22 protein-coding genes are annotated in these 20,705 nt (G+C 52.1%); 10 read left to right on the forward strand and 12 right to left on the reverse strand.

What is annotated here, in order from left to right; genetic code table 11:
* Positions 1 to 71 precede the first annotated feature (71 nt).
* The 3 genes from ACJJJA_RS02060 to ACJJJA_RS02070 form a co-directional block, all read right to left on the reverse strand.
* A complete protein-coding gene (locus ACJJJA_RS02060; RefSeq protein WP_444903627.1) occupies positions 72 to 2,528 on the reverse strand; it encodes a Kelch repeat-containing protein in 2,457 nt (818 codons plus the stop codon).
* Between the two features lie 126 nt (positions 2,529 to 2,654).
* Complete coding sequence (locus ACJJJA_RS02065; RefSeq protein WP_444903628.1) at positions 2,655 to 4,151, reverse strand: YifB family Mg chelatase-like AAA ATPase; 1,497 nt, start codon at positions 4,149 to 4,151, stop codon at positions 2,655 to 2,657.
* Between the two features lie 34 nt (positions 4,152 to 4,185).
* The gene (locus tag ACJJJA_RS02070; protein ID WP_252084143.1) at positions 4,186 to 4,428 is read right to left on the reverse strand and encodes an accessory factor UbiK family protein; all 243 of its coding nucleotides are present in this window, start codon (positions 4,426 to 4,428) and stop codon (positions 4,186 to 4,188) included.
* A gap of 422 nt (positions 4,429 to 4,850) precedes the next feature.
* Between ACJJJA_RS02070 and ACJJJA_RS02075 the strand changes: the two genes are divergently transcribed.
* From ACJJJA_RS02075 to ACJJJA_RS02095, 5 genes are all read left to right on the forward strand, one after another.
* A complete protein-coding gene (locus tag ACJJJA_RS02075; protein WP_444903629.1) occupies positions 4,851 to 5,606 on the forward strand; it encodes a TorF family putative porin in 756 nt (251 codons plus the stop codon).
* Between the two features lie 50 nt (positions 5,607 to 5,656).
* Positions 5,657 to 5,995, forward strand: a complete 339-nt coding sequence (locus tag ACJJJA_RS02080) for a P-II family nitrogen regulator (protein WP_252084145.1) — start codon at positions 5,657 to 5,659, stop codon at positions 5,993 to 5,995.
* Positions 5,996 to 6,049: 54 nt separating this feature from the next.
* Positions 6,050 to 7,309, forward strand: a complete 1,260-nt coding sequence (gene amtB, locus ACJJJA_RS02085) for an ammonium transporter AmtB (protein ID WP_444903630.1) — start codon at positions 6,050 to 6,052, stop codon at positions 7,307 to 7,309.
* A gap of 86 nt (positions 7,310 to 7,395) precedes the next feature.
* Positions 7,396 to 7,734: a P-II family nitrogen regulator gene (locus tag ACJJJA_RS02090; protein WP_152450594.1), complete on the forward strand. Its 339-nt coding sequence runs from the start codon at positions 7,396 to 7,398 to the stop codon at positions 7,732 to 7,734.
* A 371-nt stretch (positions 7,735 to 8,105) separates the two neighbouring features.
* Positions 8,106 to 8,330: a hypothetical protein gene (locus ACJJJA_RS02095; RefSeq protein ID WP_252084147.1), complete on the forward strand. Its 225-nt coding sequence runs from the start codon at positions 8,106 to 8,108 to the stop codon at positions 8,328 to 8,330.
* Between the two features lie 78 nt (positions 8,331 to 8,408).
* On the opposite strand, the gene ACJJJA_RS02100 is transcribed toward ACJJJA_RS02095, so the two are convergent.
* From ACJJJA_RS02100 to lptM, 4 genes are all read right to left on the reverse strand, one after another.
* Complete coding sequence (locus ACJJJA_RS02100) at positions 8,409 to 9,146, reverse strand: DUF484 family protein (RefSeq protein WP_444903631.1); 738 nt, start codon at positions 9,144 to 9,146, stop codon at positions 8,409 to 8,411.
* Between the two features lie 83 nt (positions 9,147 to 9,229).
* A complete protein-coding gene (gene dapF / locus ACJJJA_RS02105) occupies positions 9,230 to 10,060 on the reverse strand; it encodes a diaminopimelate epimerase (protein WP_444903632.1) in 831 nt (276 codons plus the stop codon).
* Between the two features lie 125 nt (positions 10,061 to 10,185).
* The gene (gene lysA / locus ACJJJA_RS02110) at positions 10,186 to 11,439 is read right to left on the reverse strand and encodes a diaminopimelate decarboxylase (RefSeq protein WP_444903633.1); all 1,254 of its coding nucleotides are present in this window, start codon (positions 11,437 to 11,439) and stop codon (positions 10,186 to 10,188) included.
* Positions 11,436 to 11,756, reverse strand: coding sequence for an LPS translocon maturation chaperone LptM (lptM, locus tag ACJJJA_RS02115; RefSeq protein ID WP_444883417.1), 321 nt, complete (start codon positions 11,754 to 11,756; stop codon positions 11,436 to 11,438). Before lptM ends, lysA begins: the two co-directional genes overlap by 4 nt.
* A gap of 105 nt (positions 11,757 to 11,861) precedes the next feature.
* Between lptM and cyaY the strand changes: the two genes are divergently transcribed.
* Positions 11,862 to 12,188, forward strand: coding sequence for an iron donor protein CyaY (gene cyaY, locus ACJJJA_RS02120; RefSeq protein ID WP_444883418.1), 327 nt, complete (start codon positions 11,862 to 11,864; stop codon positions 12,186 to 12,188).
* 75 nt (positions 12,189 to 12,263) lie between these two features.
* Here cyaY and argH read toward each other — a convergent pair whose 3' ends face one another.
* A complete protein-coding gene (argH, locus tag ACJJJA_RS02125) occupies positions 12,264 to 13,682 on the reverse strand; it encodes an argininosuccinate lyase (protein WP_444883419.1) in 1,419 nt (472 codons plus the stop codon).
* A gap of 89 nt (positions 13,683 to 13,771) precedes the next feature.
* Between argH and ACJJJA_RS02130 the strand changes: the two genes are divergently transcribed.
* Both ACJJJA_RS02130 and ACJJJA_RS02135 read left to right on the forward strand, forming a co-directional pair.
* The gene (locus ACJJJA_RS02130; protein ID WP_444903634.1) at positions 13,772 to 14,929 is read left to right on the forward strand and encodes a sensor histidine kinase; all 1,158 of its coding nucleotides are present in this window, start codon (positions 13,772 to 13,774) and stop codon (positions 14,927 to 14,929) included.
* Positions 14,926 to 15,666: a LytR/AlgR family response regulator transcription factor gene (locus tag ACJJJA_RS02135; protein ID WP_444899297.1), complete on the forward strand. Its 741-nt coding sequence runs from the start codon at positions 14,926 to 14,928 to the stop codon at positions 15,664 to 15,666. Before ACJJJA_RS02130 ends, ACJJJA_RS02135 begins: the two co-directional genes overlap by 4 nt.
* 3 nt (positions 15,667 to 15,669) lie before the next feature.
* On the opposite strand, the gene ACJJJA_RS02140 is transcribed toward ACJJJA_RS02135, so the two are convergent.
* The 4 genes from ACJJJA_RS02140 to ACJJJA_RS02155 form a co-directional block, all read right to left on the reverse strand.
* Complete coding sequence (locus ACJJJA_RS02140; RefSeq protein WP_444883422.1) at positions 15,670 to 16,278, reverse strand: LysE family translocator; 609 nt, start codon at positions 16,276 to 16,278, stop codon at positions 15,670 to 15,672.
* 11 nt (positions 16,279 to 16,289) lie between these two features.
* Positions 16,290 to 17,039, reverse strand: coding sequence for an SDR family oxidoreductase (locus ACJJJA_RS02145; protein ID WP_444903635.1), 750 nt, complete (start codon positions 17,037 to 17,039; stop codon positions 16,290 to 16,292).
* 247 nt (positions 17,040 to 17,286) lie between these two features.
* Complete coding sequence (locus ACJJJA_RS02150; RefSeq protein WP_152450611.1) at positions 17,287 to 18,438, reverse strand: PilT/PilU family type 4a pilus ATPase; 1,152 nt, start codon at positions 18,436 to 18,438, stop codon at positions 17,287 to 17,289.
* Between the two features lie 47 nt (positions 18,439 to 18,485).
* On the reverse strand, positions 18,486 to 19,520 hold the full coding sequence (locus tag ACJJJA_RS02155) for a type IV pilus twitching motility protein PilT (protein ID WP_252084158.1): 1,035 nt from the start codon (positions 19,518 to 19,520) through the stop codon (positions 18,486 to 18,488).
* Between the two features lie 69 nt (positions 19,521 to 19,589).
* On the opposite strand from ACJJJA_RS02155, the gene ACJJJA_RS02160 reads away from it, so the two are divergent.
* Both ACJJJA_RS02160 and ACJJJA_RS02165 read left to right on the forward strand, forming a co-directional pair.
* Positions 19,590 to 20,294: a YggS family pyridoxal phosphate-dependent enzyme gene (locus ACJJJA_RS02160; protein WP_444903636.1), complete on the forward strand. Its 705-nt coding sequence runs from the start codon at positions 19,590 to 19,592 to the stop codon at positions 20,292 to 20,294.
* A gap of 72 nt (positions 20,295 to 20,366) precedes the next feature.
* A complete protein-coding gene (locus ACJJJA_RS02165; protein WP_252084160.1) occupies positions 20,367 to 20,651 on the forward strand; it encodes a hypothetical protein in 285 nt (94 codons plus the stop codon).
* The last annotated feature ends 54 nt before the right edge of the window (positions 20,652 to 20,705 follow it).

Here is a 20,705-nt window from a genome sequence, read left to right on the forward strand (position 1 = left end):
TAACATTGTAGAGATAGCAGTGGCTCAACTAGGAGCCACAGAAATGATGATTGCACGAAACTAGTAATGAGCTACCTTGGAGCGGCCAAATAAACTTGGCGTTTGTAAAGCTTACGCCACTGGATACCGTCTTCTGATTTCCATATGTCATTATTTATTCCCTCACCCTGACCCCCAATAAGTAATAGATGGTCACCATTGCTCACTATTTGGTGAGAGCCTCTGGCTGAGAAGGGGGCGGAAGAGGTTTCCAGAGTCCAGTTAACCCCATCCTTAGAAGACCATATATCATTGGTATATTCCGCCACTTCTGTGTCCCATCCCCCAATTACCCATAGCTTATTCTTAAAGGCTACAAATTGGTGATCGTAACGAGTATTAAAGATTGGGTTGAGAGTTTCTTTTGACCAATTGATACCATCGGTAGATGACCACATGACATCATCTGAACCTAAGTCCCCTTTTCCTCCAAAAATCCAAATTTTATTATTGAAGCTAAGTGCCTGATGAAAGTGGCGAGATATAAATGGAGGGTTATCTGTGACTAGTGTCCAGTTAATACCGTCTATTGATGACCAGATATCTTTTTTTCCTTTATCGCCATAATCTTCGGTACCCCCAATAAGCCATAGCCGCTCATCGTGACTTATGAGTTGATGGCCGAATCGGGCTGAGAATCCAGGAGTCTCTGACTCTAACTTCCAATTTATTCCATCTATAGATGACCAAACATCATTCTTTAATCCGTGGGATTGCTCGCAACATTCTCCGTCATTACCTCCAATTAACCACATTTTTCCATTGTGGATCGCGACTTGATGTCGATAACTGAAAGGGAAATTCGGATTGTCTTTCGCTAGTGTCCAATTTGAACCGTCACTAGATGACCAAATATTATTCTTTGAATTTCCAGAACCACCAATAATCCAATATTTATTTTTATAATAAATAGCTTGATGTTGTGTTCTTGGTGGTATTTCATCAGTTTTTGTGTGTTGTTGCCAATTCACACCATCTATAGATGACCAAATATCATTTCTTAACCCACTAAACATACCACCTGATCGACCACCAATTAACCATATTTTTCCAGTAAAACTAATAGCTTGATGGTTTTCACGAGATGAAAAAGGGGTGCTTTCGGTTTCTTGCTGCCATCTAACCCCGTCTGTTGATGACCAAATATCGTTTATATTATTTGGGCCGCCACCTTCACTGCCACCAATTACCCAAAGCTTATTGTCATGGGATACTAGTTGGTGGTCTTCTCTCGCCATAAACGGAGTCTCTTCTGATACCTGTTTCCAATGCTCTCCATCCTCTGATGACCAGATTTCACCCCTTGTGAAATCAAATCCCAGGGCGCCGATCATCCATAGTTTATTGTTAAAACTTATTGTTTCTGCCGCCCATCCGATTAAGAATGAGGGGTCGTCTGTAACAAGAGTCCATGTGACTCCATCAGTAGACGACCATATATCATTGAGCAAATTGTCCCCTGTTGAATCTCTATACGCACCACCAATGATCCATAATTTATCATCGTGAGTAATAAACCTCTGTGTAATACGACCCGGAAAATTGGGATTATCAGTAACCAGTTCCCAGGTAATTCCGTCATCTGATGACCAAATTTCATTATTATCAGGGTTACTAATAGGACCTAGCACAACCCATAACTTATTATTGTATACAGTGGCTTTAGGAGACCAGGCTAGGGGGAAAGGTGCATTTTTAGTTTGTAGTTCCCAAATAATTCCGTCATTACTGGACCAGATATCATTCTGGTACTTCAAACCATCATAACCACCGATTAGCCAAAGTTTTTCTTTAAAAGCTATTACCTGATGTCCCTCTCTCCCAGAAAATTCTGATGTAGTTACCGTGACAGAGGCTTTTGAAGTATCAGAAAGAAGATTATAGAAAGCTGGCTGGGAGAGAGTGGCAGCTGTGTCGGTAATTATTTGACCATTGATAGTACTTAACTGCCCATTTTCACAAGTATTATAACTTTCTAAATTACACTCATTTTCAGTGCTGCGATAAAATAAGGTGTTGTCATCTGACTCAGAAAACTGAACTTTAGTATCAGATTTGCCTACCCACGCAGTCATACTTATTGTTTTTATTTCAGAGATAACTTGATAGTTAGATGAAGCGGAAAAGTACTGATTGTCCTGATCTATAGTTGCCGTTATGGTAGCTGAGCCTGCGGCTATAGCGGTAATTAAGCCTTCTGAATCAACGGTGACTATTTCCGGATTACTAGAGCGGTAAGCTATTGAGCCTGTGCCTTGTCCACTAGCAGTGTTTTGAAACATGTCACCTAAATACAAACTTATTGAGCCTGTGTGAGCGAAAGTCAGATTTTGATGGCTCAATGATGAATCAGGCTCTTCACCACCACCACCACCACCACCACCACCACCACCACCACCACCACCACCGCAGCCGGTTAAGAACAAAAAAATAACTGCATTAAAAAACGCTGATAAAATAGAACGGAGATATAGTCTTCCTTCTATCATTTAATTATTCCTTTTAATGTGCACATACGCGTTACTTGAGATAGATTTTCAGAAGCGAATAATAATATTAAGTGTAAGGCTTAAACTCATGCCATAGATTAATTATTTTAAAACTTAGATTTGTTGCTAACTGGATAACGCTGTGATATTTCTTCGGTCAAAATTTCGATAGGCTAGTGCTTCAGCAATCTGAACAGCACCAACTCTTTCCTGTTTGGCTAGGTCCGCCAGAGTGCGGGCGACTTTAAGCACTCGATGATAGCTGCGTGCAGAAAGCCCAAGTTTTTCTACTGACTGTCGCAGTAGTAGTTTTTCGGTATCGCCTAGGGCGCAGTGGTTTTCCAGCGATGCCCCTTTTAATAAGCTATTGATTGTTCCCTGTCGCTGTAACTGCTGTTGGCGGGCATTACAGACTCGCTCACGCACACTCTCAGATGACTCACCGGGAGGAGAATCCTGTAACTGTATTGCGCTCATTGCGCCAACTTCCACCTGCATATCAATACGGTCCAACAGCGGTCCGGAAAGCTTGTTGCGGTAGCGGTCTATCTGGTCCGGTGTACACCGGCAACGAGTTTCTCCCAAATAACCACAGGGGCAGGGATTCATCGCGGCCACTAATTGGAAGTGGGCGGGGAAGGTGACTTGCGCTCTGGCGCGGGAAATACGCGCCTCGCCATTCTCCAGCGGCTCACGCAATATCTCTAGGGCATGGCGGGGAAACTCCGGCATTTCATCTAGAAATAAGACCCCGCGGTGGGCCAGGGAAATCTCTCCTGGGCGCGGTGTGCTACCGCCGCCCACCAGCGCGGTTGGGGAGGCGCTGTGGTGGGGGGCGCGGAAGGGCCTGTGACTCTGGTGGGGTAATCCAGCGCTGGAGTACACAGCTGCCACTTCTATAGATTCACGGCTGGTTAAAGGCGGCAATATACCGGGCAAACGGCTGGCTAACATGGTCTTGCCTGTACCCGGTGGACCATAGAACAAAAGGTTGTGGCCTCCTGCTGCAGCGACTTCCAAGGCCCGTCTTGCCTTGAGCTGGCCGCGAACATCAGCGAGGTCTGCAGTGTGTGTAATTACTGGCTCTAATTGCTGCTCGGCGCGGGGTAATTTTTCCCGGCCATGCAGTTCTGCACACACTTCAAGAAGTGAGTTGGCGTTAGCGATTTCGCTGCCAGCCAGGGCGGCTTCGCTGCCGTTTTCTTTCGGCACTATTAATAGGCGTTGAGCTGCAGCACTGGCGATGGCCGCGGGGAGTGCGCCGCTGACTTGGCGTATTCCGCCGGTAAGGGCGAGCTCTCCGATAAATTCGTAGCTTTCCAGGGGCTCACTAGGCACTTGGCCGGAGGCGGCGAGTATGCCTATAGCGATGGCGAGATCGTATCGCCCGCCGTCTTTGGGTAGGTCCGCGGGGGCCAAATTAACGGTGATACGCCGCTGGGGGAATTCAAAGTGGCTGTTAATTAGGGCACTGCGTACCCGGTCGCGGCTCTCGCGCACGGCAGCTTCGGGTAGGCCGACGATATGAAAGGCGGGGAGCCCGTTGGCCAGGTGGGTCTCAACGGTGACCAATGGGGCGTTAACACCCAGCTGGGCACGGGTGTAGCTAACTGACAGGCTCACATTTTCATCCTTGATGCGGCGGCTTGTGGAAGAACTAATCCTCGGGTTTGTGTTCTCTCTGTGCGAGAGCCTGCTCCAGTATTTCCACCTTGTCTTCCAGGCGAGCCAATTTTTCTCTGGTGCGCCTCAGTATCTCCACTTGAGTATCGAACTCGCGCTGGGAGACCAGCGGCAATTTATCCAGTGAAACCTCCAGCGCACTGCGCAGGTCATTGGTAACTACTGTGCCCTGCTGTTGCAGTTCTTTTAAGAGTTGTTGCAGTTTGTCCGCAGCCACGGGCAACTCCTTGCTGTCAAAATCTTATTTAATGGCACCAGATTGTAACCCACACCCTATAGCCACAAAAGCTGACTCTTTGTGCACTATTCTGATCACTGCCTCTGCAAGATTCCCCACTTCTGTGCACGCGATGACAAACAGTTCCATCTTGGTGCGTGAGACTTTGCGGGCTCATTGTTCGTATTTATTCCGGTTGTCTGCTTTCCCGTTAACTTATTGATTTTATTGGATATTGCTGTCCTGGCATCAAGTCTGCAGTGAATAGGCAGGTGTGCCATTTACGATCACTGGGAGTCTGGGAAAGTAGCGGTTCACAAGACGCAAGAGACCCTCTGTCATACCCGACAGTGCAGGACCGATTGCAGGCGGCGCCATTACAGCTCTTGAAATACAGCCTATAGAAATTTAGGAGAAATAAAGTGGAAGTTAAAAAGCATAAAATTGCCACTATTTTCGCTGGCGCTTTACTGGCGTTGGGCACTGCCAATCTAACAAATGCTGAAGAAAATACCTCTTCCAGCAGCTCTCAGGAAGAGGGCATCAGTTTCAGCGCCAACCTGGGTATGGTTTCAGATTATCGCTTCCGAGGCATTTCACAAAAGGATAGAAATCCTGCAATTCAGGGTGGTCTGGATCTGGATTTTGGCAATGGCTTTTACGTGGGTACCTGGGCTTCGCAGGTGGATTTTGCCTATGGATTTGATGAAACCGATTACGAGCAGGATTTTTACGGTGGTTTCTCCGCAGATATTAATGACTCCATTAGTTACGACGTCGGCTATATCTATTACGCCTATCACGGTAGTGACCAGGATGAAGATTACTGGGAAATTTACAGCAACCTCAGCATTTCAGACCTGACCCTCGGAGTTGCTTACTCTCCCGACTATTGGGCGCAGAGCGACGAATTTTATTACACCTTTGCGGAGTACAGTTTCTCACTGCCAGCAGATCTGAGCCTGGATTTGCATGTTGGTTACAACATTTTTATGGAGCGTAGTGAGTTCCTTTATGAGGACGATGATTATATCGATTATTCCGTAACGCTCAGCAGAGGCTTCGGTGGTTTGAACCTGAGTGCGGCTTACGTTGGTACCGATGTCAGTAAAGAGGAATGTTGGGATACCGATTGGTGTGAGCCAACCCTGGTAGTTGGTGCTACTTATACTTGGTAATCAGTTCGCCCGCGATATTTCGCGGGCATTTTTTTTGGAGGGGGGAATCCATGAAATTAATCACCGCAATTATCAAGCCTTTTAAGTTGGATGCCGTGCGCGATGCCCTCAGAGAAGTGGGTGTTAATGGCGTGACTGTTACTGAGGTAAAAGGGTTTGGTCGGCAAAAGGGCCATACCGAATTGTATCGGGGCGCTGAGTATGTCGTGGATTTTCTGCCGAAAACCATGCTGCAGATTGCCGTAGAGGATTCTGAGTTAGACAAAGTTTTGGAGGCACTGGGCTCCAGTGCTCACAGCGGAAAAATCGGTGATGGAAAAATATTTGTTGCCAACCTGGAGCAGGTAGTGCGCATACGCACCGGCGAAACCGGCAGAGACGCGATCTAACTCGATAGCAACAAACATAATTTTAAAAATATACAGACTTGAACGGAGAGAAACATGGAAAACCAGATATTTCAGTTGCAGTATGCAATTGATACTTTTTATTTCCTGATGTGCGGTGCCCTGGTGATGTGGATGGCTGCGGGTTTTGCCATGCTGGAAGCTGGCCTGGTGCGCTCAAAGAACACTACAGAAATCCTCACCAAAAATGTTGCGCTGTTTGCAATAGCCTGCATTATGTATCTGCTTACTGGATACGCCATTATGTATGATGGCAACTGGATGCTATCTGGCATTGAGGCATTTAGCCTCGACACTGTACTGGCCGATTCCTCCAGTAATGGATTTGAAGGCGATTCCGTTTATTCGAGTGCTTCTGACTTTTTCTTCCAAGTCGTATTTGTCGCCACCGCTATGTCCATCGTGTCCGGTGCCGTGGCTGAGCGCATGAAGCTGTGGAGCTTCCTTGCTTTCGCGGTGGTATTGACTGGCTTTATTTACCCTATGGAAGGTTCCTGGACCTGGGGTAGCCAGGATGTCTTTGGTCTATTTAGCCTGGGCGACCTCGGTTTCTCCGATTTTGCCGGCTCCGGTATCGTACATATGGCTGGCGCCGCCGCCGCTTTGGCAGGCGTGCTGTTGCTGGGCGCACGTAAGGGTAAATACGGACCCAATGGCCAGGTTTATGCGATTCCCGGTGCCAACTTGCCGCTGGCCACACTCGGTACCTTTATCCTGTGGATGGGGTGGTTCGGCTTCAATGGTGGTTCCGTATTAAAACTGGGCGATGCCGCCAGTGCGCACTCAGTCGCCATGGTATTTGTTAATACCAATGCCGCTGCAGCCGGTGGTGCTATTGCCGCACTGATTACCGCCCGTTTGCTGTTCGGCAAGGCCGATCTCACGATGCTGCTCAATGGCGCGCTGGCGGGCTTGGTGGCAATTACTGCCGAGCCCTCTACTCCTACCGCGCTGCAGGCGACTGTGTTCGGTATGTTTGCCGGTGTTCTGGTGGTCTTCTCCATCATTACTCTGGATAAACTCAGAATTGATGATCCGGTCGGCGCTATTTCCGTGCACGGTGTAGTTGGTCTGCTCGGCCTGTTGCTGGTCCCCCTAACCAACGAGGAATCCACCTTTGTGGGTCAGTTGGTTGGCGCCTTGACTATCTTCCTGTGGGTCTTCGTAAGCTCCCTGGCGGTTTGGTATCTGCTCAAGCTGGCAACCGGTATCCGTGTCAGTGAGGATGAAGAGATTGAGGGTGTTGACTTGGCCGAGTGTGGAATGGAAGCTTACCCGGAATTTATGAGCAAATAGTCGCTCGGTAGTGGCGTCGCCTTAATATTGGGGTGGCCGCCGCATTGAGGTTCCCGCAAAGAAGATAAACCAGGGGAAAACACAAGATGAAATTAATAACGGCCGTAGTGAAGCCCTTCAAGCTGGATGATGTGCGCACTGCCCTTTCTGAAGTCGGTGTCCAGGGAATGACGGTAACAGAGGTGAAAGGCTTTGGCCGCCAGAAGGGCCACACCGAACTCTACCGTGGTGCGGAGTATGTGGTGGACTTTCTGCCCAAGGTTAAACTGGAGCTGGCCGTCGATGACAGCATGGTGGATGCGGCTGTAGAAGCTATCACCAAAGCGGCGCAAACCGGAAAAATCGGTGATGGAAAAATCTTTATCACCGCGCTCGAGGAAGTGATCCGAATCCGTACTGGGGAAACCGGTAGCGAAGCGGTGTAATGTTTGCCGATTAATCAGGGTATTTCTATTAATAATACCCAGTGTGTTTAAGGCCCCGTAAGGGGCTTTTGCTTTTCTTTATCCCCTAAAATGATCCCTGACCGTCTCCTACTAGAAGGTTTCTCCCTACCTGTCACTTAAATCTCCATAACAAACTGCAATATCTCCTCGATTTTTTCCCAACAAAAAACTCTACGGGCTCCGGTGCCTGCAGCTGGCAGCGTAGATTGTAAGTGCCTATATATTAATCGCCGCTTTTGATGCGGTGGGCGATTGCTACTCCGGTGGCTTTCAATTTCATTGGCGCCGCGGGAAGGGGCGGCACAGAGGTACTCCCTCTGTAACAGGAGTAAGGGTTACAGGGTTTTGCTATGAAAGATAGTTATGAAGATCAGGGTAAGAATGCTCGCAGCAAGGATACAGAGGAATTTGCCGAAGAGCGCTCCATTACCTCCCGTGAACGCGCCAGAAGCCAGCTGAGTTCTGATGTTGAGGAATTTCTAGCCGGTGGCGGGGCGATTAATGAAGTCGATCCAGACGTCACCGCCGACCCGCCACGGAAACCGCAGCCAAAATACGGTAGTCGACCTATTTAGTGCTTTTCAACGTTGCCGCCCCTGAGATCAGGTTGGCGGCAAAATCTTTTCTGCAGGAACCCCTGAAGCCTGTTGGCCTCAGGGATTCAGTAGCCTGGGCAACAGGCGCTCCAAAACTTCGCCAATGTAAGAGAGAAACAGAGTGCCGAGGCTGGAGCGGTAGTATTGGGGGTCGGATGATCCAACTGCCAGCATGCCGAGCTGATTGCCGAGCGGGACCACTGCGGCGGAGGCAATTTCCTGCCATTGGTCTCCGAATAAATACTCTCTTTCCCCGGGACGCAAAATTCCACATATTGGGCGGCCATTACGCAATATGGCGCCAACGGCCGTCTCTGCGCTGGAGAGTGTGCTGGTGCGCACTTCACCGAGCTTGTCGGCTGGCACGCCTAGCGGTCCAAATAGAGTTAGGCTGGTAAATTCCACATTGAAGTCATGGGAAAAGCTGTTGTACAGAGCCGTGGTAGCCTCACCAATGGTTTGTGCTTCCAATAGGGCGAGGATCAGACGGCGGCTATTAAAAAACAACTGATCGTTATCGCGTGCATTGTGCAGTAATTGGTCGAGGCGTTGCCGCATCTCAATATTGCGCTCGCGTAGCAGATTAGTCTGATGTGTCATCAGCGACACGGTCTTGCCATTTTCCCGCGGCAGTTTGATGGTTTCGAGCAGGTCCATGCGCTCGACAAAAAACTCAGGGTTTTGCATTAGGTAGCGAGCTACCTGGCGCGCGAGCAACTTGTCATCGCGCTGGGTTTCCCTGTGGTTGCCGGCGACAATCTCATCAGAAGTTTGATTGGCGTCTGTGTGTTCCATCGTGTTCTGTTCACATTGGCGCGGGCGCGTGGTGAATCCTGTGCTCTATCGGAATTAGAGCTGAGGCTCGCCCGCTAAATTATTTAAACAATGATTTGCCCGTGGAAAACGGTAGTCGCGGGCCCGGTCATAGTAACCGGCTGATTCGGCCCACTCCAGTGGATTGTCAGGGACCCGCCGGGAAGGCGGATTTCCACCTGCTCATCCACCAGGTCGCGCAGGTGGGCATACACCATGGCTGCGCAGGCACCGGTGCCACAGGCGTGAGTTTCACCTACGCCGCGCTCAAATACACGCAACTGTGCCTGACTGCGGGAGTCGACTTGCAGAAAACCCACGTTCACCTTCTGGGGGAAGCGGGGATGTGCCTCGATTAAAGGGCCGAGGGTCACTACCGGGGCGCTGTGAATGTCGTCGACCAACAGTATGGCGTGGGGGTTACCCATGGAGACTGCGCCGATGGTAAAGGTCTCGTCACTGGCTTCCAGCAGGTAGCTATCCGCACGGCGATCGGCATTGAACGGAATCTTCTCCGGCTCTAAAACGGGGGCGCCCATATCGACACTGACCTGGTCGTTATCCAGTACACGCAGGTGCAGCATACCCGCAGCAGTTTCGACCTTGAGCCGTTTTTTTCCCGTCAGGCGGCGTTCGCGTACAAAGCGGGCGAAACAGCGTGCACCATTGCCGCAGTTCTCCACCTCGCCGCCATCGGCATTAAAGATGCGATAGCGAAAATCTGCCTCTGGCCCCCGTGGCGGCTCTGCCAGTAGTACTTGATCACAGCCGATGCCTAGGCGCCGATCGGCGATTCGGCGAATTTTATCTGGTGACAGCTTGAGTCTCTGGCTGATGCCATCGAGCATTACAAAATCATTGCCGAGCCCATGCATCTTGCTGAATTTAACGCGCATTCCATTTCTCTGTAAAACTGATTGAGCGGGCCATCCTAGGGGTGCTCGCCACCGGTGACGCCGGCATTGCTAGCGCCCCGGAATTCTTTTGGTTGGTAATTAAGAGGCAAGGGTGACACAAACCGTTAGACCTTTTCAGGCACCGGGGTCTCACCCCGAACCAGGTCGTCGAAAGTTTCCCGTGTGCGCACTAAATAGCTATTCTCGCCATCCACCAGCACTTCCGCTGCACGCGGGCGGCTATTGTAGTTGGAACTCATGGTAAAGCCGTAGGCGCCGGCGGACAGCATGGCCAGTAATTGCCCCTCGCGCAGAGCCAGGGCGCGGTTCTTGCCGAGGAAGTCACCGGTTTCGCAAACGGGGCCAACGATATCCCAGAGTGTGTCCTCACCGTCGCCCGGAGTAACCGGCACTATATCCTGCCAGGCCTGGTAAAGGGCAGGGCGCAGGTTGTCGTTCATGGCCGCATCGACAATGGCGAAGTTGTGTCCTTCGGTGTGCTTCAGGTATTCAACCCGAGTCAATAGAACACCGCCGTTAGCGGCAATCGAACGGCCAGGTTCCAGTATCAGGCCCAGCTGGCGTTCGCCGATACGCTCCAGAACTGCTTTCAGATAGTCTGCAACTACTGGGGGCTCTTCACCCCGGTAGCGGACCCCGAGGCCGCCGCCGAGATCCAGGTGTTCCAGCTGGATACCTTCGGTGGAGAGGGTGTCCACCAGCATCAACAGCCGGTCGAGGGCATCTAGGAAAGGGGCCACTTCGGTGAGCTGGGAGCCGATATGGCAATCCACCCCGGTCACTCTCAGGTGAGGTGAGCGCGCTGCGTATAAATACACATCCAAAGCGCTGTTGATGGCGACGCCGAATTTATTTTCTTTGAGGCCGGTGGAAATATAGGGATGGGTTTGTGCGTCTACATCTGGGTTGACCCGCAGTGAGATTGGGGCAACAGCTTCGCACTCCGCCGCTACTTGCTCGAGGCGGCGCATTTCGGCCTCCGATTCGATATTGAAGCAGTGCACACCCACTTCCAGGCCACGGCGTATCTCGTCTGCGGTTTTACCCACACCGGAAAATACTATTCGCGAGGGATCTCCTCCCGCCAGCAATACCCTTTCGAGTTCGCCCCCGGAGACGATATCAAACCCAGCGCCAAGCTGGGCCAAAAGCGACAGGATACCCAGATTGCTGTTGGCCTTCACCGCATAGCAGATCAGGCCGGGGTGGCTGCCCAGTGCTTCGGCATAGGCTTGATATTGGCGCTCGAAGTGGGCGCGGCTATAGACGTAGGTGGGGGTTCCGAAACGCTCGGCGACCTCTTCCAGTGATACCTGTTCTGCCCACAGGCTGCCTTGGCGATAACTGAACTCACTCATTTCTGCGGTGCTTGCTCCTCTGGGTAGCCCTCTTCCGGGTAGTCTTCTGGCGCAGAGTAATCCCCGGGTTCTGAATAGTCGTTTGGTTCGGAGTACCCTTCCGGTACAACAGTTTCTCCGGCTGGAACAAGTACCGGCTCATCCGGCTCCACCGCAGTGCTACTAGTGGGCACCGTAGTGGGCGGGCCTGTGGTGATAGCTGGCGCGGGTTCGGCCGGCGCCTGAGGCAGGTACAGCGGTCCTTTCTGACCGCAGCCACTGAGGAGTGCGGATGCACTCAGCAGGGCGCAAAGGGGGTAGAGCATTTTCTTTGGCATGGGTGACATCCTGCACTCGGGCTTTAGAGCGGTGTTCGGCAAAAGCCTGATAGTATAGCGAGCCAATAGATTGAACACAGTAGACGGTAACAGAAGTAATAAAAGATGAGCCAAACGGAATATGAAGCGGCCATTGAGCATACCCTGATGGCGATTGAGGATGCCCTGGACGATTGTGACTGGGATATCGATTACGAGCGCAGTGGTGCCGTGCTCACCTTGACCCTGGAGGATAATGGCAGTCAGGTTATTCTCTCCCGGCAATCTGCCAATCAGGAACTTTGGGTAGCTGCCAAGTCGGGCGGTTACCACCTCACGTTTACCGCGCCCGGCTGGAAATGCAGTACCACCGAGGAAAATCTACCGACCCTGCTCAATCGCGTGCTGAGCGAGCAGCAGGGTGAATCGGTCGAACTGGGATTACCGCAGTAATCCCGGTTTACTGATCGGCCGTACCCCAGGCGCCCGGATGCAAAAAACGGGCTCCTAGTCCTGCTGGGGTCTGCCTTAATGACGCCCTTCAATTTGCACTCGTGCTTGTGCACAGGCAGCGCGAACCTGATCGGGAGCGGTGCCGCCGATATGGTTACGAGCGGCTACCGAGCCTTCCAGGGTGAGCACTTCAAAGACATCCGCACCGATATCAGCAGAGAATTGCTGCAGCTGCTCTAAGCTCAGCTCCGCTAGGTCTTTCTGCTGTTCAATGGCAAAGGAAACCGACTGGCCGACGATCTCGTGGGCATCGCGGAAGGCAATGCCTTTGCGCACCAGATAATCCGCCAGGTCGGTGGCAGTGGAGAAACCCTTGGCGGCTGCCGCCAGCATGTTTTCTTTTTTTGCCTTGAGTGCGGGCACCATATCCGCAAAGGCGCGCAGGCAGTCCAGTGCGGTATCGGCAGCGTCGAACAAAGGCTCTTTATCTTCCTGGTTGTCTTTGTTGTAAGCCAGGGGCTGGCTTTTCATCAGGGTCAGCAGTGCAATCAGGTGGCCGTTCACACGGCCAGTCTTACCGCGTACCAATTCGGGCACATCCGGGTTTTTCTTTTGCGGCATAATTGATGAGCCGGTACAGAAGCGATCCGGTAGGTCGATAAAGTCGAACTGGCTAGAAGCCCAGAGCACCAGTTCCTCGCTGGCGCGGGAAAGATGGGTGAGCAGTAGGGCGGTGAAGGCGCAGAATTCAATGGCGAAATCCCGGTCGCTCACCGAGTCCAGGGAGTTCTCGGTCGGAGCATCGAAGCCCAGCAGTTCGGCAGTGCGCGCGCGGTCGATTGGGTAGCTGGTGCCGGCCAGTGCTGCGGCACCCAGGGGCGAGCGATTGACTCTTTTGCGGCAATCCATCAGGCGCTCGAAATCCCTGCTGAGCATGGCATTCCAGGCCAGCAGGTGGTGGCCGAAGGTCACCGGCTGCGCACTCTGCAGGTGGGTAAAGCCGGGCATAATGGTATCGGCTTCGCGTTCGGCCAGGTCTACCAACCCGGTTTGCAGTCGGGTTAATTCGGCGCCGATCCGGTCGATGCGGCCGCGCAGCCACAGGCGGATATCGGTGGCGACCTGGTCGTTGCGGGAGCGGCCAGTGTGCAGTTTTTTACCGGTGGCACCGATGCGTTCGGTCAGGCGCGCCTCGATATTCATATGCACATCTTCCAATTGCACCGACCAGGGAAAGTCACCCGCCTCAATTTCTACTGCGATCTCTTTCAGGCCATTGGCAATCTGGTGATATTCATCACCGCTCAATACCCCAACCTCGGATAGCATCTGTGCATGAGCGAGGGAACCCTGAATATCTTCCAGCGCCATGCGCTGATCGAAGGTGACAGAGGCAGTGAATCGCTCTACGAAAGCGTCGGTGGCTTCGCTGAAACGGCCGCCCCAGAGTTTGGCGGCGGGATTAGTGGCGGAGTCGGGTTTGTCGTTGCTCATGGTTTTCCTGGCTGCAGTGAGGTGAAAGGCCGGGGAGCTTGGTGGTATCGTGCGCTTTGAATATAGGGACAATCAAGAATAACAACTGCATGTCATTTCCCAGGCCGCCGGGCATTATATCGCAGAAAATTCGAAAAACTGACACTGATAGCAAGGATTCTGCGCTTTGCAGGCAAGTGCCTTTTCTTCCGGATTTATGCGGTGTCACCGCCCTGGCCGCATTGGTGTTGATGGGGGAATTGCTGGCCCTGGTTCTGGTGCTCGCCTTGGACGGGCTGCGCGACTTCAGTTGGCAGCGCCTTGGCTTAGTGTCCCTGGTGATTCAGTGGGTGATATTGCCCTGTGCCGCCGTGCTTTGCCGGCTGCGCCCCTATCTAGCCAAGTTACCCCACAAACATGCCGGCGCTATCAGCTTTATCGCGGTGTTGGGCGTGCTTGGATTAGTAATGGGGATTCAGCGCTATGTGCGTGCTCTATTGCTGCAGGCGGATTTCGACTGGTGGGGACTGGCTAGTGATTGTCTCCTTGGGGCTATCTGCGCCGGGGTGGTATTGCGCTACGCCTATTTACAACAGCAGTTATACAACCAGCAACAGGCGGAACTGGGCGCGCGTATCGAGGCGTTGCAGTCGCGTATACGACCGCACTTTTTGTTTAACAGCATGAATAGCCTGGCCAGCCTGATCGCGGTAGACCCAGATCGCGCTGAGCGTTTGGTGGAAGATTTGTGCGTGTTGTTTCGGGCCAGCCTCGCTGACCCAAAGCTGGTGCCGCTGTCGCAGGAAATACAATTGTCCCAACGTTATCTGGAGATTGAGGCTCTGCGCCTGGGCGAGCGTTTGCAGCAGCAATGGCAGCAGCAGGGTACTTTGGAGGATATACAAGTACCCAGCATGTTGTTGCAACCATTGCTTGAGAATGCCGTTTTACACGGTGTGGCACAGCTGCGTGAGGGCGGCACAATTACTGTGGCCGTGAAAACCGAAGGCGGTGTTCTGTACATTGATATTGAAAACCCACTTCCGGCAGAAACTGTGCATTTCACCAGGGAAAGCAACGGTATGGCAGTGGAGAATATTCGCCAGCGCCTTGCCGCCTATTACGGTGATCGCTTCAAGTTTACCGCCGGTCGGGTGGGGGACCACTACCGAGTGCAGCTACAACTACCCTTGTTTCCCCGGGAGGTGGTTCAGCGTGAAACAAAACCGACCATAAATTCCAGTAGAGATACTGAGGTGATGGAGTGACCCAGTTGCGAGTCCTGATTGTCGATGATGAACCCCTGGCCCGCGCGCGGCTGCAGCGGCAGTTGTCTACAATCGAAAATTGTATTCCTGTTGGTGAAGCGGCGGATATTGAATCCGCGTTGATACAGGTGCAGATACTGGACCCGGATCTGGTCTTGCTCGACATAGAAATGCCCGGCGGCAGCGGCTTGGAATTGGCCCAGCAGCTTTCCACACGCGAGTGCCCACCCGCGATAATTTTTTGCACTGCCCACGATGAGTTCGCCCTGCCGGCCTTCGCCACCGCCGCAGTGGGTTATCTACTCAAGCCTGTCAGCGTGGAGCAGTTGCGCCAAGCGCTGGCAAAGGTGCAGTGCCTCAATAAACCCCAACAAAAACTTGTTAGTGGTGACGAGAAGGATCGCGGTCGCAGCCGAATCAAAGCGGTGAGCCGTATGGGGGTCGAGCTATTGGAAGTGGACAGCATTCGTTGTTTGGTTGCTGACAGCAAATATGTGGTGGCCCATCACCCTGCCGGTGAGACGATCCTTGATGAGTCATTAAAAGAGTTGGAAAGCGAATTTGCCGAGCGCTTTGTTCGAGTGCACCGCAGTGCACTGGTGGCAGTAGCATTTATTACAGGCTTACGCAGAGACGGAGCGAATTATCGGGTGGAGCTGGAAGGGGTAACACAAGCCCCATTGGTAAGCCGGCGTATGCTGTCTTCGGTAAAAAACCTGATCACGGAGATTTGCTAGTAGTTAAACCATTCCGCGCAGGAACACGATTAGCACAGCTGCTACCATCAGAAGGGCAAAGCAAACTCTGATTATTCGTGCCTGTTTAGGTTTATGAAAAACCGGTCGCAAACTTCCTCCCAAACATAGCCAGATAAAATCGACCACAGCCGCGACTATCAAACAGACCATTCCAGTAGCAATGTAACTTAAGTTGCTTTCTTCAATTGGCAGTAAAAATTGGGAAAAGATGGCAAAGAAGGCGGCATAAGCTTTTGGGTTGAGTAGATTAAAAATAAACCCATCCAACAGTGATGGCGCTTGAGTTTCCGCTGATGGGTTTTTCTCCATTACTGGGGCTGTGGCAATTTTTATGGCGATATAGCCAATATACAAAGCCCCGCAAAGTTGTACGGCAAAGCGCGCCTCGGGCCAGGTTGCCAGCAGGGCCGCTATCCCGGCGGTTGCGCCCATAATTGCAACGCTTAGCCCCAGTAGGATACCGATAAGAAAATGGCTACTTTTCCTGATCCCAAAAGTTGCCCCAGAAGCGGCCAGCGCGAGTGGTGCGGGACCGGGGGAGCCAAGTAGCAGAGCTGTTGCTGCAACAAGGGAAAAAAGTGCTTCCAACATATATTCTTATCTTATTTTCCACCTGCGACATCAATAAATGAGCCGGTTGTAAAGGTTGATTCGTCACTGAGAAGCCAGGCCACAGCCTTAGCCACTTCTTCTGCTTGCCCGCCGCGTTTGAGTGGAATTGCAGACGATACTCGCTCAATTCTATCTGGTTCGCCGCCATCAGCATGCATTTCCGTGTAAATAAAACCCGGTCTTACACCGTTTACCCGAATTCCCTCACCGGCGACTTCTTGGCTGAGTCCGATGGTTAGAGTATCTACAGCACCTTTGCTAGCCGCGTAATCGATATATTCGTTAGGTGACCCTGAACGGCTGGCGGCGGATGAGATATTGACAATAGTTCCTCCGCTGCCCCCGCTTTTTGTTGACATCCTTTTAATCGCCTCGCGACAGCAGAGCAATGTACCGGTGATATTGGTCCGAAGAATCTCGTTGATACGCTGAGAATCCATTAATTCAACACGCATCTGCGGTTTAATGATTGCGGCATTGTTTACCAGACTGTTAATCGGGCCGAGATTTTGGTCAACCTTTTCGAATAGACGGACAACCTCATCTTCTGAAATGATATCGGCACGTGCCGCTATTGCAGTAACACCTAAAGATTGAAGTTCATTTACTAGGTCTTCCGCTTGCTTCCTTCGTTCCCGATAGCTGATGGCAATCTGATATCCACGTTGAGCCAGTAGTTTTGCTGTGGCGGCACCGATTCCCCGGCTGCCTCCGGTTATCAAGGCAACTTTATTTTTCATTTCTATGGCCGCGATGAAGTGAGTAATTCGGTGAGGGGAGGAGAAGGGTAAGGAAATATTGTTCCCCAAGTCAAACAGTAGGTTGGGGCCCTGAGTATCTTGGAATAACGCTGCTCGTAAATTATTGAGCGCAGCTTGCTGTGGACTTATCGGGAAATTAAAAGCGGTTTTTTCAGATGAGAACCGTTTACAGGTGTTAGGGCGTTGATTTTTCTGTAAACGGTTCTTGGATAGCTAAGCAGCAACCTTAGTAAAGTTGCGGCCCACCATCGCCGTACTCAGAGTCATTTTGTAGACTCAACTCGCCGGCGGCGCTGTTTAAATACTCCGCATCGGATTCAGACTTAAGCTTGATCATCAGGCGCAAGTCGTTGGCGGAGTCGGCGTGGGCGAGGGCGTCCTCGTAAGTAATTTCGCCGCGATCGTAGAGTTCATACAGCGCCTGGTCGAAGGTCTGCATGCCCTGTTCGCCGGAGCGTTTCATCAACTCCTTCATCTTGTGCACCTGGCCTTTGCGCACCAGGTCTGACATCAACGGCGTGTTGATCATAATTTCCAGACAGGCGCGGCGGCCATCGCCATCCGGTGTTGGTACCAGCTGCTGGGCAACCATGGCCTTAAGGTTCAGGGACAGATCCATAAACAGCTGTTGGTGACGGTCTGCCGGGAAGAAGTGAATGATCCGGTCGAGGGCTTGGTTGGCATTGTTGGCGTGCAGTGTACAAAGGCACAGGTGACCAGTTTCGGCGAAAGCAATGGCGTGCTCCATCGTTTCGCGGGAGCGCACCTCACCAATCAGGATGACATCTGGCGCTTGACGCAGAGTGTTCTTCAAGGCGATTTCGAAGGAGTCGGTATCCAGACCCACTTCGCGCTGGGTCACAATACAGCCGCGGTGCTGGTGGATAAATTCGATCGGGTCCTCAATGGTGATGATATGGCCCTTGGTGTTCTCATTGCGGTGGCCGATCATCGAGGCCAGGGAGGTGGACTTACCGGTACCGGTGGCACCTACAAAAATAATCAGCCCGCGCTTGGTCATGGCCAGATCTTTGAGTACATCCGGCAGGCCGAGGCCGTCAATGGTGGGGATTTTTGTTTCGATGCGTCGCAGCACCATACCCACCAAGTTGCGCTGGAAGAAAGCCGACACCCGGAAACGGCCCACGTTGCGTACCGCAATGGCGAAGTTTAATTCCTTCTTCTCGGCGAACTCACGGCGCTGTTTCTCATTCATGGTGCCCACTACTAGCTCGCGGGCTTTTTCTGGGGTGAGGGCACTGCTACTGCAAGGCACCACGCGGCCGTGCAGTTTGATGGAAGGCGGTACGCCGGCGGTGATAAACAGATCCGATGCACCTTTCTCTACTACCAGCTGTAGGAGTCTTTCTATATCCATGATTGTTACCGCGTATTATTTTTTGACTGAAGAGGGGCCGTTAATGCTTAGAAGTTTTCTGGCATCTTGGCTTTTTCCCGCGCGACTTCGCGGCTGACGATACGTCGCGCCACCAGGTCTTCCAGACACTGGTCCATGGTCTGCATACCAACGCTGGCACCAGTCTGGATGGCGGAGTACATCTGCGCGATTTTGTCTTCGCGGATCAAGTTGCGGATTGCGGGAGTGCCGCGCATGATCTCGTGGGCAGCGACACGGCCACCGCCGTTTTTCTTCAGCAGTGTCTGCGAGATTACCGCTTGCAGGGATTCCGATAGCATGGAGCGCACCATGGCTTTTTCCTGTGCCGGGAACACATCCACTACCCGGTCGATAGTCTTGGCGGCGGAGGTGGTATGCAGGGTGCCGAATACCAAATGGCCGGTTTCCGCTGCGGTTAATGCCAGGCGAATAGTTTCCAGGTCGCGCATCTCGCCCACCAGAATGATATCCGGGTCTTCACGCAGGGCCGAGCGCAATGCTTCTGCGAAGCCGTGGGTATCTCTATGCACTTCGCGCTGGTTCACCAGGCATTTTTTGGATTCGTGCACGAATTCGATGGGGTCCTCAATGGTGAGGATATGCTCGTATTTGTTGTCGTTGATATAGTCCATCATCGCGGCGAGGGTGGTGGACTTACCGGAGCCGGTGGGCCCTGTGACCAAGACCAGGCCGCGCGGAGTATCGGAGATTTGTTTGAAAACTTGGCCCATGCCCAGATCCTCCATGGTTAAAACCTTGGAGGGAATGGTCCGGAATACGGCACCGGCACCGCGGTTGTGGTTAAAGGCGTTCACACGAAAGCGGGCTACACCAGGTACCTCGAAAGAGAAGTCGGTCTCGAGAAATTCTTCGTAGTCCTTACGTTGCTTGTCGTTCATGATCTCGTAGATCAGGCCGTGCACCTGCTTGTGTTCCATGGCCGGCAGGTTGATACGGCGCACGTCGCCATCCACACGGATCATCGGCGGAAGGCCTGCGGAGAGGTGCAGATCCGAAGCGTTTTGTTTGGCGCTGAAGGCGAGGAGTTCAGTGATATCCATACTGCTACCTTATGGTTCTTGTTTGGGCTCAGGTAAAATCGCCACTCATTTCGGTAAGGGCCTCAGTATATGCGCAAAGAGACAATCGTCGAAAACCTGAATGCAGTAGGTGAGCGGATTGTGACCTGCTGCAACAACTGCGATCGCGATCCTGCAGAAATCACCTTGCTAGCGGTTTCCAAGACCCGCCCAGCGGAGGATTTGCGTATCGCCTATGCGGCCGGTCAGCGACACTTTGGCGAAAACTATTTGCAGGAAGCCCTGGAAAAACAGGATGCCCTACAAGATCTGGATATCCATTGGCATTTTATCGGGCCATTGCAGTCGAATAAGTCTCGCGCGGTAGCCGAGCACTTTGATTGGATGCATACGGTGGATCGTCTAAAGATCGCCCAGCGTCTGTCATCCCAGCGGCCAACTAATTTGGCTCCCCTCAATATCTGTCTGCAGGTCAATATCGATAATGAGCAGAGCAAGTCTGGCATAGCTCCACAGGATTTGGAGGCACTGGCGCGGGAAATAGTGCAATTGCCGGGGCTGCGCCTGCGTGGTTTGATGGCGATCCCCGCGGCGCGACAGACAGTACAGGCGCAACACCAACCTTTTTTAGAGATGGCGCGCCTGCTGCATTCTCTGCAAGAGTTATTTCCCAACGAGGAGCTGGATACACTTTCCATGGGTATGTCTGCCGATATGGAGGCGGCGATTGCCTGCGGTGCGACCATTGTGCGCATCGGCACAGATATTTTTGGCGCGCGCAATTACTCTGAATGAAAGATCCTATTTTTATCCGAACGCTTGCCCGAAGTTCTAGGGCTGAGTTCGTGGGGAAAGTGTAAGAGACCAATGAAACGCTCAGGGACTCTCGAAGTGATATTGCTGGGGTTGACGCTATGCGCAGTGATTTCCCTGTCTATGGCGCACACCCTGCTGGTGACCTGGATGGCCTTGGAATGGCTGGCTTTTCTTTGCCTGCTTTCCTTTGCGCTACCTAAGGTCACACTGATCACCAATTTCTTAGACCGCACCGTCTCCCAGGCCCTGTGGCCTGAGAGCCGGCACTGGTTATGGATACTTGCCATAGCGCTCAACCTGATCGCTGTTGTGGAAACATTGAGTTTAAGGCCTTAAAAACTAAACGGCCCACTGGGCCGTGTATTAAGCATTACGATTTATAAGAGCCTT

The sequence above is a fragment of the Microbulbifer mixtoriginis (SeqCode) genome (genome assembly GCF_052466865.1).